A 15,233-nucleotide genomic window follows, 5' to 3' on the forward strand; every position below is an offset into this window, starting at 1 on the left:
GACGTGGCACGCCTTTTCGGCACTGACGGAGTTCGCGGTCTCGCGAACGGGGAGATCCTCACCGCCTCGCTCGCCCAGAATCTGGCGACATCAGCGGCACTGGTCCTGACCGAGGAGCTGCGCGTCTCCGGCAGCGGACGCAAGCCGCTGGCGGTGGTCGGCAACGACTCGCGCGTCTCCGGGCAGTTCCTGCAGGCGACGGTGGCCGGAGGTCTGGCCTCGGCCGGCTGCGACGTGATCGACGTCGGCGTGCTGCCGACGCCGGGGGTCGCCTACCTCACCGCGGCCCTCCAAGCCGACCTCGGCGTGGTCATCTCGGCCTCGCACAACCCGATGCCCGACAACGGCATCAAGTTCCTCCAGCGCGGCGGGCACAAGCTCGACGACGTGCTCGAGGACCGGATCGAGGCACACCTCGACGAGCCCTGGGACCGCCCCACCGGCGCGTCGGTGGGCCGGATCTCGACCCACGAGAACCCCGTGGAGACGTACGCTGCCCACCTGATCTCCACGCTGGAGCGCCGCCTTGACGGGCTGACCGTCGTCGTCGACTGCGCCAACGGCGCGGCCGCTGCCGCGGGTCCGCTGGCCCTGGACCAGGCCGGGGCGAAGGTGATCGCGATCAACGACGTCAACGACGGTCTCTCGATCAACGACGGGGTCGGTTCGACCCACCCGGAGATGCTCCAGAAGGCGGTCCTCGAGCACGGCGCAGACGTCGGGTTCGCCTGGGACGGCGACGCCGACCGCTGTCTGGCCGTCGACGGTGAGGGCAACCTGGTCGACGGCGACCAGCTCATCGCGATCCTCGCCCTCGGCCTCCACGACGCCGGCCGGCTCCCGGACGACACCGTGGTCGTCACCGTGATGAGCAACCTCGGCTTCGTCAAGGCGATGGACGCCGCCGGCGTCCATGTGAAGCAGACCGCCGTGGGTGACCGCTACGTGCTCGAGGAGATGCGCCGGGGCGGCTACGCCATCGGTGGCGAGCAGTCCGGCCACATCATCATGAGCGAGCACGCCACCACCGGCGACGGCATCCTCACCGCGCTGCACGTCCTGCAGCGGATGACCCTCACCGGGCGCACCCTCGCCGACCTCGCCTCCGCCGTCACCCGCCTCCCGCAGGTCCTGCTCAACGTCAAGGGCGTCGACAAGGCCCGCTGCAAGACCGACGACGGCCTCCTCGAGGCCGTGGCTGCCGAGGAGACGGCCCTGGCCGGTTCCGGGCGGATCCTGCTGCGTCCCTCCGGCACCGAGAACCTCGTACGCGTCATGGTCGAGGCCCCCACTCATCACGAGGCCGAGGCGTGCGCCGAGCGGCTCGCGGACGTGGTCCGGGTGCGGCTCGCTCTCTAGACAGCGCCGCTGGTCGAGCCGCCGGAGCCGCTAGGCGGAGGCGTGTCGAGACCAACACAGTCCCGTCGAGCGCCGAGGGGACCGTGTTGGTCTCGACACGGGTTCGTTCGTTCCTCACGAACCCGGCTCGACCGACGGGGAGATTCAGATTTTTCGCAGCCGTACGTAGCGGACCGAGTGGTCGCTGTCCTTGCGGAGGACCAGCGTTGCGCGGGAGCGGGTGGGGAGGACGTTCTCGCGGAGGTTGGGGCCGTTGATCTCGTTCCAGATCTCGGTCGCGCGGGTGATGGCCTCGTCGTGGCTCAGGGCCGCGTATTTCGTGAAGTAGGACGACGGGTCGCGGAAGGCGGTCTCGCGAAGTCGCAGGAAGCGGTCGACGTACCACTGCTTGATGTCGCGCGACCCGGCGTCGACGTAGACGGAGAAGTCGAAGAAGTCCGAGAGAGCCAGCGAGATGGTGCCGTCGGCGCGGACGCGGGAGGGCTGCAGGACGTTGAGGCCCTCGAGGATGACGATGTCGGGCTTCTTGACGAGCACGGTCTGGTCGGTGACGTCGTAGGTCAGGTGTGAGTAGATCGGCGCGCGCACCTCGTCCTCACCCGACTTGAGGTCGACGAGGAAGCGGAGCAGGGCCTTGCGGTCGTAGGACTCCGGGAAGCCCTTGCGCTCCATCAGGCCGCGCCGCTCGAGCTCGGCGTTGGGGTAGAGGAACCCGTCGGTGGTGACCAGGGCGACGTTGGGGTGCTCGGGCCAGTGGGCGAGCATCTGCTGGAGCACACGAGCCGTGGTCGACTTGCCGACCGCGACGGATCCGGCGACACCGATGACGAACGGCGTACGCTCCGGCATCGTCTTGCCGAGGAACAGCTCCTGCTGGTCGTGGAGCCTGTCCGAGGCGCTCACATAGAGGCTAAGGAGCCGGCTCAGCGGCAGGTAGACCTCCTCGACCTCCCGGAGATCGATCTGGTCGCCGAGGCCACGCAGAGACTCGATCTCTGCCTCGGTCAGTGGGCTCTCGGTCTCGGTCGCGAGCTCCGCCCACGCGCTTCGGTCGAGCTCGACGTAGGGCGAGGAGCCGCGGTCGTCGCCGTGTGGCCCGGGGTGTGACATGGCAACGATTGTTACGCACATGCGCCGCCGCTTCCTGCTGGGGTCCACGAGAGCCGTAGGATCATCCGCCATGTGCGGCATCGTTGGGTACGTCGGAGACCGGTCGGCGCAGGACGTCGTGATCGATGGCCTGCGGCGGTTGGAGTACCGCGGCTATGACTCGGCCGGGATCGCGCTGATCTCGGCTGACGGGGCCCTGGCCGTGGACAAGAGGGCCGGCAAGCTCGCCAACCTGGAGAAGGCGATCGCGGGCACGCCGCTGCCGGCGTCGACGACCGGGATCGGGCACACCCGCTGGGCGACCCACGGCGGCCCGACCGACGGCAACGCCCACCCGCACGTCGGCCGCACCGGCCGTGTCGCGGTCGTGCACAACGGGATCATCGAGAACTTCGCCGAGCTGCGGGCCTCGCTGGAGACCGACGGGCACGAGTTCACCTCGCAGACCGACACCGAGGTGGCCGCTCACCTGCTCGAGCGCGAGGTCGTCGGCGGGGCCGACCTGACCGTCGCGATGCAGCGGGTCTGCTCGATCCTCGAAGGTGCGTTCACCTTCGTCGCGATCGACGCCGAGGACCCGTCCCGGGTCGTCGCCGCGCGCCGCAACAGCCCGCTCGTGGTCGGTCTGGGCGAGGGGGAGTCGTTCCTCGGCTCCGACGTCGCCGCCTTCATCGAGCACACCCGCGAGGCGATGGAGCTCGACCAGGACCAGGTCGTCACGATCTCCCGCGACGGTGCGGAGGTGAGCAACTTCGACGGCACCCCCGCCGAGGGCCGCCGCTTCCACGTCGACTGGGACCTGGCCGCCGCCGAGAAGGACGGCCACGACTGGTTCATGCGCAAGGAGATCCTCGAGCAGCCTCGTGCTGTTGCCGACTCGCTGCTGGGGCGGCGTACGCCTTCGGGGGCTCTCCATCTCGACGAGATGCGGCTCGACGATGACGAGCTGCGCGAGGTCACCAAGATCATCATCATCGCCGCGGGGACGTCGTTCTACGCCGGCATGGTCGCGAAGTACGCCATCGAGCACTGGTGCCGGATCTCGGTCGAGGTCGAGCTGGCCTCCGAGTTCCGCTACCGCGACCCGATCCTCGACAACTCCACCCTGGTGGTCGCGATCTCCCAGTCCGGCGAGACCGCCGACACGCTGCAGGCGATCCGGCACGCGCGCTCGCAGCGCTCGAAGGTGCTGGCGATCTGCAACACCAACGGCTCCACGATCCCGCGCGAGTCCGACGCGGTCATCTACACCCACGCCGGCCCGGAGATCGGGGTCGCCTCGACCAAGGGGTACGTCACCCAGCTGGTCGCCTGCTACCTGCTCGCGCTCTACCTGGCGCAGGTCAAGGGCACGATGTACGGCGACGAGATCGACGGCGTGATGACGCAGCTCGAGGCGATGCCCGCGGCCGTGGCTCAGGTCTTGGAGACGGCGCCGCAGGTCTATGACCTCGCCCGTGAGTACGCCGACCGCCGCGCCTTCCTGTTCCTGGGCCGCCACGCCGGCTATCCGGTGGCACTGGAGGGCGCGCTCAAGCTCAAGGAGCTCGCCTACCTGCACGCCGAGGGGTTCGCGGCCGGCGAGCTCAAGCACGGTCCGATCGCACTGGTCGAGGAGGGCCTGCCGATCTGGTGCATCGTCCCCCCGCGCGGTCGCGACTTCCTGCACGACAAGATGCGTTCGGGGATCATGGAGGTGCGCGCCCGCGGCGCCCGCACCATCGCGCTGGTCGAGGAGGGCGACGACTCGGTCGACTCGGTCTCCGACACGATCATCCGGCTGCCGAAGGTGCCGGTGCTCCTGCAGCCGCTCGTCGCGGTCGTGCCGATGCAGCTCTTCGCCTGCCAGCTCGCCACCGAGCTCGGCTACGACGTGGACCAGCCGCGCAACCTCGCCAAGTCCGTCACGGTCGAGTGATGGCGGTTCACTGATGGCTGTCCTCGGCGTCGGGATCGACGTCTGCGACCTGGAGCGCTTCGAAGAGTCGCTGGAGCGTACGCCACGGCTGCGCGAGCGGCTGTTCACGCCGGCCGAGGCGACGAAGCCGGTGGCCTCGCTGGCCGCCAGGTTCGCCGCGAAGGAGGCGCTCGCCAAGGCGCTCGGCGCGCCTCAGGGGATGGAGTGGCACGACGCCGAGGTGATCTCGGAGTCCTCGGGCCAGCCGCGCTTCGAGCTCCGCGGGACCGTGCTGGCGCAGGCTACGAAGCTCGGCGTCGCCACCGTCCACCTCTCGCTCTCCCACGACGCCGGCATCGCCTCGGCGATGGTTGTCCTGGAGGACTGACCAACGGCCCGTCCCCGCCGAAACGATGACGCGTAGGCTTGGGCCATGCGGCGTGCGCACTCGGTTGAGCAGGTCAGAGCGGCAGAGAAGGCCTTGATGGCGAGCCTGCCAGAAGGTGCACTGATGCAGCGTGCGGCGGCCGGGCTGGCCTACGCGGTCATCGACCTCCTGGGCGGGGCCTACGGCCGACGGGTCGTGCTTCTGGTCGGGAGCGGAGACAACGGTGGCGACACGTTGTACGCCGGGGCGCTGCTCGCGCGTCGTGGCGCTCAGGTCGAGGCGTGGTTGCTGTCGGACCGTGCGCACAGCGGCGGGCTGGCGGCGCTGCGGGCCGCCGGAGGCAGAGTTGTGAAGCCCAGCGTGGCCTATAGGCCACTCTCAGGTTCACAACCCGCGGTGGTCGTCGACGGGATCGTCGGGATCGGGGGAAAGCCTGGGCTGCGGCCGGAGGCCGAGGAGGCGCTGGCGATGCTGGCCGGGGTTCCGGTGGTCTCCGTGGACACCCCGAGCGGGGTCTGTGTCGACACCGGCGAGATCGACGGCGCCCACGTGAGCGCCGACCTGACGGTCACCTTCGGCACCTACAAGCCGTGCCATCTGCTCGATCCGGCGGCCTCGGCCTGCGGCAAGGTCCAGCTGGTCGACATCGGCCTCGACCTGCCGGCCCCGGCCGTCGAGAGCCTCGAAGCCGCCGACGTGGCCGCGCTGGTGCCGCGACCGGCTCCGGACGGGCACAAGTACACCCGCGGGGTCGTCGGGCTCAGGGTCGGCAGCGCCACCTATCCCGGTGCCGCGCTGCTGGCCGTCTCCGGCGCCAACACCGGACTGGCTGGGATGGTCCGCTACGTCGGCACCGCCTCGGAATGGGTCAAGCGGCACAATCCGGAGGTCGTCGGCGACGGCCAGGCACAGGCCTGGGTGGTCGGCTCCGGCAGCGCCGACGGCGCCAACAGTGCGCTCGCGTTCGCCCGGGCGAGCGGCGTACCTCTGGTCATCGACGCCGACAGTCTGCGCGCGTTGAACGGGCCGCTCGGGCTGCCCGCGATCCTGACTCCGCACGCCGGCGAGCTCGCGGCACTGATCCGAGAGGATCGCGGCGATATCGAGGCTCGTCCGCTGCACTATGCACGGCTCGCCGCCAAGCGGTTCGATGCGGTGGTGCTGCTCAAGGGGCGGCGCACCACGATCGCCTCACCTGACCCCGACACGCCGGTACGGGTCAACACCACGGGCACCTCCTGGCTGGCCACCGCCGGCTCGGGAGACGTGCTCGGTGGACTGATCGGGTCGCTGCTCGCGGCGGGGCTCGCGCCCATCGACGCCGCCTCTGCCGGGGCTTGGCTGCACGGGACCGCAGCCACTCTCGCGAGCGCGGGTGGGCCGGTGACCGCGAGTGGCGTGGCCGCGGCGATACCCGCCGTTATCCGATCCCTTCCTGCTGTCTCCCCCCTGCGCAATTGAGCACTGCGCGGCAACTATCCTTGACACCATGTCACCGAGCCCAGCGCCTCGGGCTCCGTTTCGGAGAGCCGAGATCGTCATCGACCTCGCCGCGATCCGACACAACGTCTCGCGGCTGCGGGAGCACCTGCGTACGCCGATCATGACGGTGGTCAAGGCCGACGGCTACGGGCACGGCCTGGTCGAGGCCGGGCGGGCCGCCCGCGAAGGCGGCGCGGACTGGCTCGGCGTCGCCTCGGCCGACGAAGCGCTCGCGCTGCGCGCGGCCGGCGACGAGGGCCGGCTGCTGGCCTGGCTGATCATGCCCAGCGAGCCCGCCGAGGAGCTCGTGGCCGCGGACATCGACGTCACCGCCTACACGATCGCCGACCTGGAGAAGTTCGCCGCCGCCGGCGACACCCTGGGCCGAACGCCGCGGGTGCAGCTCAAGGTCGACACCGGACTCTCCCGGGGCGGCGCGGCGTTCGCCGACTGGTCGAAGCTGGTCGGGCTGGCGCGCATCCTGGAGGCCGAAGGAGCGATCCGGGTCACCGGCATCTGGTCGCACTTCAGCGCCAGCGAGAACACCGCCGATCCGGCCAGCGCCCTCCAGGAGAAGGTCTTCGGCGAGGCGCTCGCCGTGGCCGAGGAGGCCGGTCTCCGGCCCGAGGTGCGTCACCTCGCCAACTCGGCGGGAGCGCTGCTTCGCCCCAGCGCGCGGCTCGACCTGGTGCGGGTCGGGATCGCGACGTACGGCATCGACCCGGCGCCCGGCGTCGAGGGATCGCCGTGGGCCGAGCTCGGACTCGTCCCGGCGATGACCGTGCGGGCCGAACTGGCGCTGGTGAAGCCGATCGAGGCCGGTGCGGGTGTCTCCTACAACCACACCTGGGTGGCCGAGGAGCCGACGACGGTGGGGCTGATCCCGGTCGGTTACGCCGAGGGCATCCAGCGTCGTGCCGGGAATCGCGCCGAGGTGTGGATCGAGGGAGCCCGCTACCCGGTGCGCGGCACCATCTGCATGGACCAGATCGTCGTCGATCTCGGGGAGGCTTCGGTCGAACGTGGTGCCGAGGTGGTCCTGTGGGGCACCGGTGCCGATGGCGAGCCGACCGCCCAGGACTGGGCCGAGGCGAGCGAGACCATCGCCTACGAGGTCGTCACCAGAATCGGAGGACGGATGAAGCGCCGTTATGTTGACACAGACGTCGACACCGAGCAGGGAGACGACAGATGAGCAGCATCGCAGCACGGATCGGCCAGATCGCGGCAGGGACTCTGGGAGCGGCGGCGGTCGCTGCCGCGGCCCGCGGCGCGGTGGTGGTCAGGAAGCGCCGCCGCGCGATCGAGGAACGCCCCGAGGACCGGACCCCGCTCGGTACGCTGCGGTCCTGCCCGGTCACCGTGGTGACCTCCGACGGCGTACCTCTTCATGTCGAGGTCGACGAGGTCGACCCGGCTCACACGCATCCCGGCGGGGCGAACGGGGTGACGCTCGTCTTCGTGCACGGCTACTGCCTCAACCTCGACTGCTGGCACTTCCAGCGCGCCGCCTACCGTGGCCTGGTGCGGTCGGTCTTCTACGACCAGCGCAGCCACGGCCGCAGCGGCCGCTCCTCGCTGGGCAACGCCACCATCGACCAGCTCGGTGACGACCTGCTCCGGGTGCTGGACGCGGTCGTGCCGGAGGGTCCGGTGATCCTGGTCGGCCACTCGATGGGCGGGATGACGGTCGCCGCGCTCGCCGAGGACCACCCCGAGCTGTTCGCGCCGTACGACGAGGGTGGCCGCATCATCGGCACCGCCCTGATCTCGACGACCGCTGGTGGTCTCGACCCGAGCCGGCTGCTGATCCCGGTGCTCCCGGCCAAGCTGTCCGGCGGGATCGCCAACAGCACCATGTGGACGCTGGCCAGGGGACACGGGATCGTCGACCGGTTCCGCGCCATGGGGGCCTCGGTGGCGACCGTCTTCACCGACGTGTTCGCCTTCGGGGACGAGGTGCCGGAGACGTACGTCGACTTCGTGGACGGACTCCTCTCGCAGACGCCGTTCGAGGTCGTCGCGGAGTTCTTCCCGAGCTTCCGTGCGCTGGACAAGTTCGAGTCGATCGCCACGCTCGGCCGGGTGCCGACCACGATCATCTGCGGCACCGCCGACCGGCTGACCTCGATCGGCCACAGCCGCAAGCTGCACTCCTACATTCCGGGCTCGCGACTGGTCGAGTGTGAGAAGGCCGGCCACATGGTCATCCTCGAGCGGCACGGTCAGGTCAACGCCGAGCTCGACCAGCTGCTCGCCTCGGCCACCCGGGATGCGGCCTCGGCATGACGCTCGTCTTCGAGCGGGTCGGGCCGGAGGGCGCGACCGAGGTGCTCGGTATCGTCCGGGCGGCCTTCTCCGCCCGGCCGCCGCTGGATCCGCCCGCGGATGCGCTCGGGGAGACCGAGGGGTCGATGAAGGAGCGCCTCTCCGGCTTCGGTGGAGTGGTGGCGCGGTTGGACGGGGTCGCCGTCGGGACCGTCCTCATGGATCCTGCGGAATCGACCCTGTGGCTGCGTCGTTTCGCTGTTCTGCCTGATCAGCAGGGTCATGGGGTCGCGCACAAGATGGTGACGTACGCCGCCGGGGTCGCGCGTGCGGAGGGTTTCGACGATCTCGCGGTGATCGCTCGCGAGGAGCTCCCGGAGACGTTGCGGTTCTGGGTCCGTCAGGGTTTTCGCGAGATCTCGCGCGAGTCGCCGGCGGTGCGGCTGCGTCGACCGCTGAACGAGTACGTCGTCGAGGCGCTCGACGCCGACGCGATGACGGAGCTCGGCCGGCGGGTGGCCGCGCTGGTCGCCGCCGGTGACGTACTCGTCCTCTCCGGTGGCCTCGGCGCCGGCAAGACCACGTTCACCAAGGGTCTCGGGGCGGGGCTCGGGGTGCGCGGCGAGATCACCTCGCCGACCTTCGTGATCGCCCGGGTGCACCCCTCCACGGTCGGCGGCCCGGAGCTCGTCCACGTCGACGCCTATCGGCTCGGCGGGATCGAGGAGCTCGACGACCTCGACCTGGACACCGATCTCGACGACGCGGTGACCGTGGTCGAGTGGGGTGAGGGTCTGGCCGAGGGGCTCTCCGAGGCGCGGCTGGAGATCCGGATCGTACGCGCCGAGGCCGACGAGGCTCCGTTGGATCTGGTCGAGGCGCCCGACGGTGCGGATCCTCGGCGGGTGGAGATCCTCCCGGTCGGGGCCCGCTGGCGCGGCGTGGACCTCAGCGCGCTCTAGGGTGTGAGTTGTGCTTCTCGCCTTTGACACCGCCACGCCCCAGGTGACTGTGGCGCTCCACGATGGCGACGACGTCGTCGCCGAGGTCGTCTCCGACCGCACCATGAAGCATGGTGAGCAGCTAGCGCCGCTGATCTCCGACGTCCTCGCGGAGGCCGGGATCGTACGCCAAGATCTGACCGCCATCGCCGTCGGCGCCGGCCCCGGGCCGTTCACCGGCCTGCGGGTCGGGCTGGTCACCGCCCGGACGCTCGGGTTCGCGCTGGAGATCCCGGTCTATGCCGCCTGCACGCTCGACGTGCTGGCGGTGGAGGCCGTTGCCTCGGGGGTCGGTGGGCCGTTCGTCGTGGCGACGGACGCGCGGCGCAAGGAGGTCTACCTGGCCTCTTACGACCCCGACGGCGTACGCCTCGAGGGCCCCGTCGTCGCCCGTCCCGCCGAGGTCGCCACCTCGGGGCCGGTGGTCGGTGAGGGAGCGCTGCTCTATCCCGACGCGTTCCCGACGCCTCTCGGTCCGGTGCGGCCGTCCGCCGGTTGGCTGGCCCGGGCCGTCGCCGAGGAGCAGGTCGAGCTGATGGATCCCGAGCCGCTCTACCTGCGTCGGCCCGATGCGGTCGAGCAGGCTGCCCAGAAGAAGGTCCAGAAGAAGGTCCAGAAGAAGGTGTCCCAGTGACCGTACGCCCGGCCGGCCCGGACGACGTCGACGCGATCGCCGGCCTCGAGCTCGAGGCGTTCCCCGACGACGCCTGGACACCGGAGTACCTGCAGGTGGCGATCGACGGGAAGATGCCGACCGTCCGGATCCTCGTTGCCGTCGATGATGCGGGGACGGTCCTCGGCCATGCGCTGGTGAGTGTCGTCTACGAGATCGCCGAGCTCCAGCGGATCGCGACCGCCGAGGAGCAGCGCCGCCGCGGGATCGGTGGATCGCTCCTCGCCGCGTCGATCGACCTCGCTCGGAGCGAGGGCGCCGAGCGACTTCTCCTCGAGGTGCGTGAGGGCAACGTCGGAGCCATCGAGTTCTACCACCAAGCCGGATTCGTCGAGATCGACCGCCGCGAGCGCTACTACCGCGATGGGGCGACGGGGATCGTGCTGGCGATGGAGCTCACCGGCTCGACGGCGGCATCTGGCTGAGGCCGCATCCGGCTGAAATGTCGGTGGTCTGTGGTGCGATCAGTGCCATGGCCTTCAACCGCAACAGTTTCGAATCGACGACAGCCGGCGTCGCCCTGGCGAGGACGATCGGGCGCGACGGCTTGCGTGCGCCCACCCTCAAGGTGGTCGCCGAGGAGGCGAACGTGGGGATGTCGACGCTGCACAAGTGGTTCGCCGGTCGGGAGAACATGCTGCCCCACGCCGCGGCGGGATTCGCCGGTATCTATTGGGAGCAGGTCGCTCAGCGCGTGAACCTACGGGGATGGGTCGGCTACCTGCCCTCGAGCCGCGACGAGATGTTCTTCCTGCGGGCCTGGCTGGGAATCGAGGAACTCGCTCGGACGAACGACGACATCGGCGAGGCGGTCCGACATCTGTGGCACAACGCCAGGTTCTGGCTCCGCAGCTCGATCGGCCGGGAACTCACGGACTTCGAATCGGGCGGGCTGGTGATATTGCTCCGCGGGCTGTGGGACAGTCTCTGCTCCGCCGATCCGATCGAGCCTGATCTCGCGCAAGAGCTCTGGGCCGCCGCTTACTCAGCCCTCCAGGACGATCTGGACATCTCCCAAGCTGCCTGAGAGGCGGCACCTCCGACGGCATGCTTCTCGGATGGGCCATGTGAGTCCCAGGTGAATGAAGATTCGTTCGCGGATCCGGGGTGAATGAAGGTTCGTTCGCGGGTCTGGGTGGAATGAAGGTTCGTTCGCGGGTCTGGGTGGAATGAAGGTTCGTTCGCGGGTCTGGGTGGAATGAAGGTTCGTTCGCGGGTCTGGGTGGAATGAAAGTTCGTTCGCGGGTCCGGGGTGAATGAAGGTTCGTTCGTCCGCCGCAGCTAGGGGCGGCCTCCACGCCCGGGCCGGCGTATGAGGGCCATGCGTGTCGTCGAGCTATGTCATTGAGCGGTGTCATTGAGCGGTGTTACCGAGCTCGGGAACCAGGCTGCTCCCGAGCCGCAGATCGCCGTGCAGGCAGAATGGGTTCATGACTTCCGGTGCCCTCGTTGATGAGCCCCTGGTCCTCGGGATCGAAACGTCGTGCGATGAGACGGGGATCGGCGTCGTCCGCGGACATACGCTCCTGGCCGACGCGGTGGCGAGCAGCGTCGAGGAGCACGCCCGGTTCGGTGGTGTCGTGCCTGAGGTGGCGAGCCGGGCGCATCTCGAGGCGATGGTGCCGACGATCGAGCGGGCCTGCGAGGAGTCGGGCATCAAGCTCCACGACGTCGACGCGATCGCCGTCACCTCAGGTCCGGGACTCGCGGGTGCCCTGCTGGTCGGGGTCGCGGCGGCCAAGGCGTTGGCGCTCGGGCTCGACAAGCCGATCTACGGGGTGAACCACCTGGCGTCGCACGTCGCGGTCGACCAGCTGCAGCACGGTCCGCTTCCCGAGCCGTGCGTCGCCATGCTGGTCTCCGGCGGCCACTCCAGCCTGCTCAGGGTCACCGACATCACCGAGGGCGTCGACCCGATGGGCGCGACCATCGACGACGCCGCGGGCGAGGCCTTCGACAAGGTCGCCCGCCTGCTCGGCCTCGGCTTCCCGGGCGGCCCGGTGATCGACCGGACCGCTACGTCGGGCAGCTCGATCGCGATCGACTTTCCCCGCGGGCTCACCGGCCGTCGCGACCTGGAACGACACCGCTTCGACTTCTCCTTCTCCGGGCTCAAGACCGCGGTCGCCCGCTGGATCGAGGCCAGGGAGCGCAGCGGCGAGCCCGTCCCGGTTGCCGATGTGGCGGCCAGCTTCCAGGAGGCCGTGGTCGACGTCCTGGTGCGAAAGGCCCTCGACGCGGCCTCTTCCGAAGGCATCGAGGACATCATCATCGGCGGCGGGGTCGCGGCCAACAGCCGGCTTCGGGTGCTCGCCGAGGAGCGGGCCACCAAGCTCGGCATCCGGGTCCGAGTCCCGCGCCCGGGCCTGTGCACCGACAACGGCGCGATGGTGGCGGCTCTGGGGGCTGAGATGGTGGCCAGGGGGCGTACGCCCTCGGCGCTGGACCTTCCGGCGGACTCGTCCCAGCCGATCACGACCGTCCTGGTCTGACCCTCACCGGCCCTCACCGGCTACATCAGAAGGGCCGCACCAACAGACAGGTCCCCTCGCCGGCGACCCTGGTGAGCACGATCGTGGCCTCCTCGGAACCGGACAGCGCGAGCCGCTTGCGGAGCTGCTCGGGCACGACCTGTACGCCCCGCTTCTTGATGGTCAGCTTCCCGATCCCACGCTCACGCAGCGCTGCCTTGAGCTGCTTGTCCCGGTAGGGGAGCTCCTCGAGCACCTGATACCCGCGGGCGAACGGTGTCTCGAAGGAGGCGGATGAGGCGACGTACGCGATGTGCTCATCGATCAGATGGCCCTGCACCCCGGCGGCGACGGCGGTGACCAGACCGGCGCGGATGACCGCCCCGTCGGGCTCGTAGAGGAACTCGGCGACTGCGCCGACCCCGGCGCCGGGGTCGTCCTCGGAGGTGAGCGTCGCCAGTCCACGCTCGCCGATCACGGTGGCCCGTCGATCGGTGCTGGCCAGCGAGCCCGACCACAGCGCGGCCTCCTTGACCTCGCCGCGGTCGCTGACCCATTCGGCCTCGACCTTGTCGGGTACGAGGTCGTGCGGGATCCCGGGGGCGACCTTCACGCACGCGTCGCGCGCGAAAAGCGTCTCGACCCACGACCACGGCGGCGACCACCCCTCTGCGGAGAAGACCCGGCCCTTGGCGCCACGACGAGCAGGGTCGGCGTACGCGACATCGAAGGGGGAATGGTCGACACCTGTCGCGTCGGCGACGGTGACGGCACCTGGCAGCCCGAGCGCGTCGAGGTTCGCCTGGGCGACGGCGACCCGCTCCGGATCGCGGTCCACCCCGGCGGCCGTGAGCCCGGCACGCGAGGACGCGATCAGGTCACCGCCGATCCCGCAGCCCAGGTCGATGACGTTTCCCGCGTCGAAGGCCCGCAGCCGCGCCGCCCGGTGGTGGGCGACGGCGAGGCGGGTGGCCTGCTCGAGGCCGTCGGGAGTGAAGTACATCCTCGGTGCCAGGTCTCCGAACTTGGCGACCGCCTTCCGGCGCAGGTCGACCTGGGTCATCGCCGCCGCGACACGCTCGGCCGACTCGTCCTTGCGCAGCGCCGTCTGCACCGCGAGAGCAGAGTCCTCACCCGACGCAGTCATCTCCGTGGCCCGCGCCAGCAGCCGTTGCCCGTCATCGGTCAGCAACCAGGCGAAGGCGTCGAGGTCCATGCTCCGATCCTCTCAAGCGGTGTTCGGGACTCGAAGTTCCCATTACCCTCCGGGGTGTCACTGATCTAGGATGCCGTCACGTGTGCCGTCCCTCACGTCGAATCCTGGAGAGCCTCGGGGCACTCGCAGCAGTGATGACACTGCTTTCAATGACACTGCTATCGCTGCTGTTCGCCGCGCCCGCTTCCGCGGATACGGTGACGCCGGTCCGCGACTGTTCGCGGGGCAACGGCTACCACCATCTGGACGGTGAGTACTCGGCCTCGGCGGCGGCGCCCGCCGGCTATCTGATCGCCTCCTACTGCGTGGACAGCGGTGGCCGCCGTGGCGGCTCGGAGGTGCACACCCTGGAGCCGCCGCAGCGCACCACGACCGTCTGGCACAGCGAGGGGCGTCCGCTGAGGGGCTACTCGGTGGCGTACGTCAGGGCCTCGGAGTCTGGTCAGCCGGAGCCGGAGCCCGAACCGGAGCCGGGTGAGAGCTCCGGGTCGGAGAATGACCAGGACGACGGGTCGGACGCGCCCTCGGCCACGCAGGACGCCGACGAGGAGCAGGGCGCCGCCGACGGCGACGACGGGACGGCCGCGCCGGGCCCTGCCGAGCAGCGCGAGCCGAACGAGCCGAACGAGCGGACGTCGTCGGCAGCTCCCGAACCGAAGCCGAGCCGCAAGCCCTCTGCCGTTGGGCCCGCGACGTCGGAGAGCCCGTCTCAGATGACCGCCCTGAGCGATGGCGAAGAGCTCACGGTCACCTCGCTCGCCGAGAAGAACGCCGACGACGACGACGAGACCCTGCGGGATCTCGTCGTCGCCGGCAGCATCATCGTGATCGGTCTTCTCGCAGGTGCCGTCGCGCTCCTGGTGAGGCTCCCCGGCCAGCGATAGAGCCAGCCTTGCTGGCACTCATTGCTACCGAGTGCTAACGTCTGCACTGGCACTCTCCCCCTGAGTGTGCCAGCGCTTGCGAGCCGGGTGCGACCCCCGCGACGGCGTACGTGGCAGATCGCAAGCACAGACGTAGCAACACCCACCGAAGTCTGACTCCGTAGAAAAGAAATGGGGAGGTCGACACAGTGTCGGTCAACATCAAGCCTCTTGAGGACCGGATCGTCGTCAAGGCCGTCGAGGCCGAGCAGACCACCGCCTCCGGTCTGGTCATCCCGGACACCGCCAAGGAGAAGCCCCAGGAGGGCGAGGTCCTGGCGCTCGGCCCGGGTCGTATCGACGACAAGGGCAACCGCGTCCCGCTCGACGTCGCCGTGGGCGACAAGGTCATCTACAGCAAGTACGGCGGCACCGAGGTGAAGTACGCCGGCGAGGAGTACCTCATCCTCTCCGCCCGCGACATCCTCGCGGTCATCGCCTGACG

General features: G+C 69.9%; 15 protein-coding genes. 13 read left to right on the plus strand and 2 right to left on the minus strand.

Annotated features, from left to right (window positions below):
* Window positions 1–3 precede the first annotated feature (3 nt).
* Window positions 4–1,359, plus strand: coding sequence for a phosphoglucosamine mutase (gene glmM, locus ACFU7D_RS23435; RefSeq protein WP_378726272.1), 1,356 nt, complete (start codon window positions 4–6; stop codon window positions 1,357–1,359).
* A 144-nt stretch (window positions 1,360–1,503) separates the two neighbouring features.
* Here the strand turns inward: glmM and coaA are convergent, their stop codons facing one another.
* On the minus strand, window positions 1,504–2,469 hold the full coding sequence (gene coaA, locus ACFU7D_RS23440; RefSeq protein WP_378726274.1) for a type I pantothenate kinase: 966 nt from the start codon (window positions 2,467–2,469) through the stop codon (window positions 1,504–1,506).
* A 70-nt stretch (window positions 2,470–2,539) separates the two neighbouring features.
* Here coaA and glmS point away from each other — a divergent pair, with 70 nt between their 5' ends.
* The 10 genes from glmS (at window position 2,540) to tsaD (ending at window position 12,670) form a co-directional block, all read left to right on the plus strand.
* A complete protein-coding gene (gene glmS / locus ACFU7D_RS23445) occupies window positions 2,540–4,387 on the plus strand; it encodes a glutamine--fructose-6-phosphate transaminase (isomerizing) (RefSeq protein WP_378726276.1) in 1,848 nt (615 codons plus the stop codon).
* Between the two features lie 13 nt (window positions 4,388–4,400).
* The gene (locus ACFU7D_RS23450) at window positions 4,401–4,754 is read left to right on the plus strand and encodes a holo-ACP synthase (RefSeq protein ID WP_378871821.1); all 354 of its coding nucleotides are present in this window, start codon (window positions 4,401–4,403) and stop codon (window positions 4,752–4,754) included.
* A gap of 96 nt (window positions 4,755–4,850) precedes the next feature.
* A complete protein-coding gene (locus ACFU7D_RS23455; RefSeq protein WP_378726278.1) occupies window positions 4,851–6,215 on the plus strand; it encodes an NAD(P)H-hydrate epimerase in 1,365 nt (454 codons plus the stop codon).
* 28 nt (window positions 6,216–6,243) lie between these two features.
* Complete coding sequence (alr, locus tag ACFU7D_RS23460; protein ID WP_378726280.1) at window positions 6,244–7,431, plus strand: alanine racemase; 1,188 nt, start codon at window positions 6,244–6,246, stop codon at window positions 7,429–7,431.
* Window positions 7,428–8,525, plus strand: a complete 1,098-nt coding sequence (locus ACFU7D_RS23465; RefSeq protein ID WP_378726282.1) for an alpha/beta fold hydrolase — start codon at window positions 7,428–7,430, stop codon at window positions 8,523–8,525. The genes alr and ACFU7D_RS23465 overlap by 4 nt, the downstream gene beginning before the upstream one ends.
* Window positions 8,522–9,466: a tRNA (adenosine(37)-N6)-threonylcarbamoyltransferase complex ATPase subunit type 1 TsaE gene (tsaE, locus tag ACFU7D_RS23470; protein ID WP_378871826.1), complete on the plus strand. Its 945-nt coding sequence runs from the start codon at window positions 8,522–8,524 to the stop codon at window positions 9,464–9,466. Before ACFU7D_RS23465 ends, tsaE begins: the two co-directional genes overlap by 4 nt.
* 10 nt (window positions 9,467–9,476) lie before the next feature.
* Window positions 9,477–10,139, plus strand: a complete 663-nt coding sequence (tsaB, locus tag ACFU7D_RS23475; protein WP_378871828.1) for a tRNA (adenosine(37)-N6)-threonylcarbamoyltransferase complex dimerization subunit type 1 TsaB — start codon at window positions 9,477–9,479, stop codon at window positions 10,137–10,139.
* Window positions 10,136–10,603, plus strand: a complete 468-nt coding sequence (rimI, locus tag ACFU7D_RS23480) for a ribosomal protein S18-alanine N-acetyltransferase (RefSeq protein WP_378871831.1) — start codon at window positions 10,136–10,138, stop codon at window positions 10,601–10,603. The genes tsaB and rimI overlap by 4 nt, the downstream gene beginning before the upstream one ends.
* 47 nt (window positions 10,604–10,650) lie before the next feature.
* Window positions 10,651–11,205: a hypothetical protein gene (locus ACFU7D_RS23485; RefSeq protein ID WP_378871834.1), complete on the plus strand. Its 555-nt coding sequence runs from the start codon at window positions 10,651–10,653 to the stop codon at window positions 11,203–11,205.
* Between the two features lie 403 nt (window positions 11,206–11,608).
* Entirely contained in the window at window positions 11,609–12,670 is a 1,062-nt protein-coding gene (tsaD, locus tag ACFU7D_RS23490; RefSeq protein WP_378726292.1) for a tRNA (adenosine(37)-N6)-threonylcarbamoyltransferase complex transferase subunit TsaD, read from the plus strand.
* A 25-nt stretch (window positions 12,671–12,695) separates the two neighbouring features.
* Here the strand turns inward: tsaD and ACFU7D_RS23495 are convergent, their stop codons facing one another.
* A complete protein-coding gene (locus tag ACFU7D_RS23495; protein WP_378871837.1) occupies window positions 12,696–13,865 on the minus strand; it encodes an SAM-dependent methyltransferase in 1,170 nt (389 codons plus the stop codon).
* 149 nt (window positions 13,866–14,014) lie between these two features.
* Here ACFU7D_RS23495 and ACFU7D_RS23500 point away from each other — a divergent pair, with 149 nt between their 5' ends.
* A complete protein-coding gene (locus ACFU7D_RS23500) occupies window positions 14,015–14,749 on the plus strand; it encodes a hypothetical protein (RefSeq protein WP_378871839.1) in 735 nt (244 codons plus the stop codon).
* Between the two features lie 188 nt (window positions 14,750–14,937).
* Window positions 14,938–15,231, plus strand: coding sequence for a co-chaperone GroES (gene groES, locus ACFU7D_RS23505; protein WP_008362423.1), 294 nt, complete (start codon window positions 14,938–14,940; stop codon window positions 15,229–15,231).
* Window positions 15,232–15,233: the final 2 nt, after the last annotated feature.

Source organism: Nocardioides sp. NPDC057577 (assembly GCF_042801335.1).
GTDB lineage: Bacteria > Actinomycetota > Actinomycetes > Propionibacteriales > Nocardioidaceae > Nocardioides.

Coding starts and splice junctions, on each gene's coding strand:
- coaA (WP_378726274.1), bottom strand. CDS start 2,469: ATGTCACACCCCGGGCCACACGGCGACGACCGCGGCTCCTCGCCCTAC.
- glmS (WP_378726276.1), top strand. CDS start 2,540: ATGTGCGGCATCGTTGGGTACGTCGGAGACCGGTCGGCGCAGGACGTC.
- ACFU7D_RS23450 (WP_378871821.1), top strand. CDS start 4,401: ATGGCTGTCCTCGGCGTCGGGATCGACGTCTGCGACCTGGAGCGCTTC.
- ACFU7D_RS23455 (WP_378726278.1), top strand. CDS start 4,851: ATGGCGAGCCTGCCAGAAGGTGCACTGATGCAGCGTGCGGCGGCCGGG.
- alr (WP_378726280.1), top strand. CDS start 6,244: ATGTCACCGAGCCCAGCGCCTCGGGCTCCGTTTCGGAGAGCCGAGATC.
- ACFU7D_RS23465 (WP_378726282.1), top strand. CDS start 7,428: ATGAGCAGCATCGCAGCACGGATCGGCCAGATCGCGGCAGGGACTCTG.
- tsaE (WP_378871826.1), top strand. CDS start 8,522: ATGACGCTCGTCTTCGAGCGGGTCGGGCCGGAGGGCGCGACCGAGGTG.
- ACFU7D_RS23485 (WP_378871834.1), top strand. CDS start 10,651: ATGGCCTTCAACCGCAACAGTTTCGAATCGACGACAGCCGGCGTCGCC.
- tsaD (WP_378726292.1), top strand. CDS start 11,609: ATGACTTCCGGTGCCCTCGTTGATGAGCCCCTGGTCCTCGGGATCGAA.
- ACFU7D_RS23495 (WP_378871837.1), bottom strand. CDS start 13,865: ATGGACCTCGACGCCTTCGCCTGGTTGCTGACCGATGACGGGCAACGG.
- ACFU7D_RS23500 (WP_378871839.1), top strand. CDS start 14,015: ATGACACTGCTATCGCTGCTGTTCGCCGCGCCCGCTTCCGCGGATACG.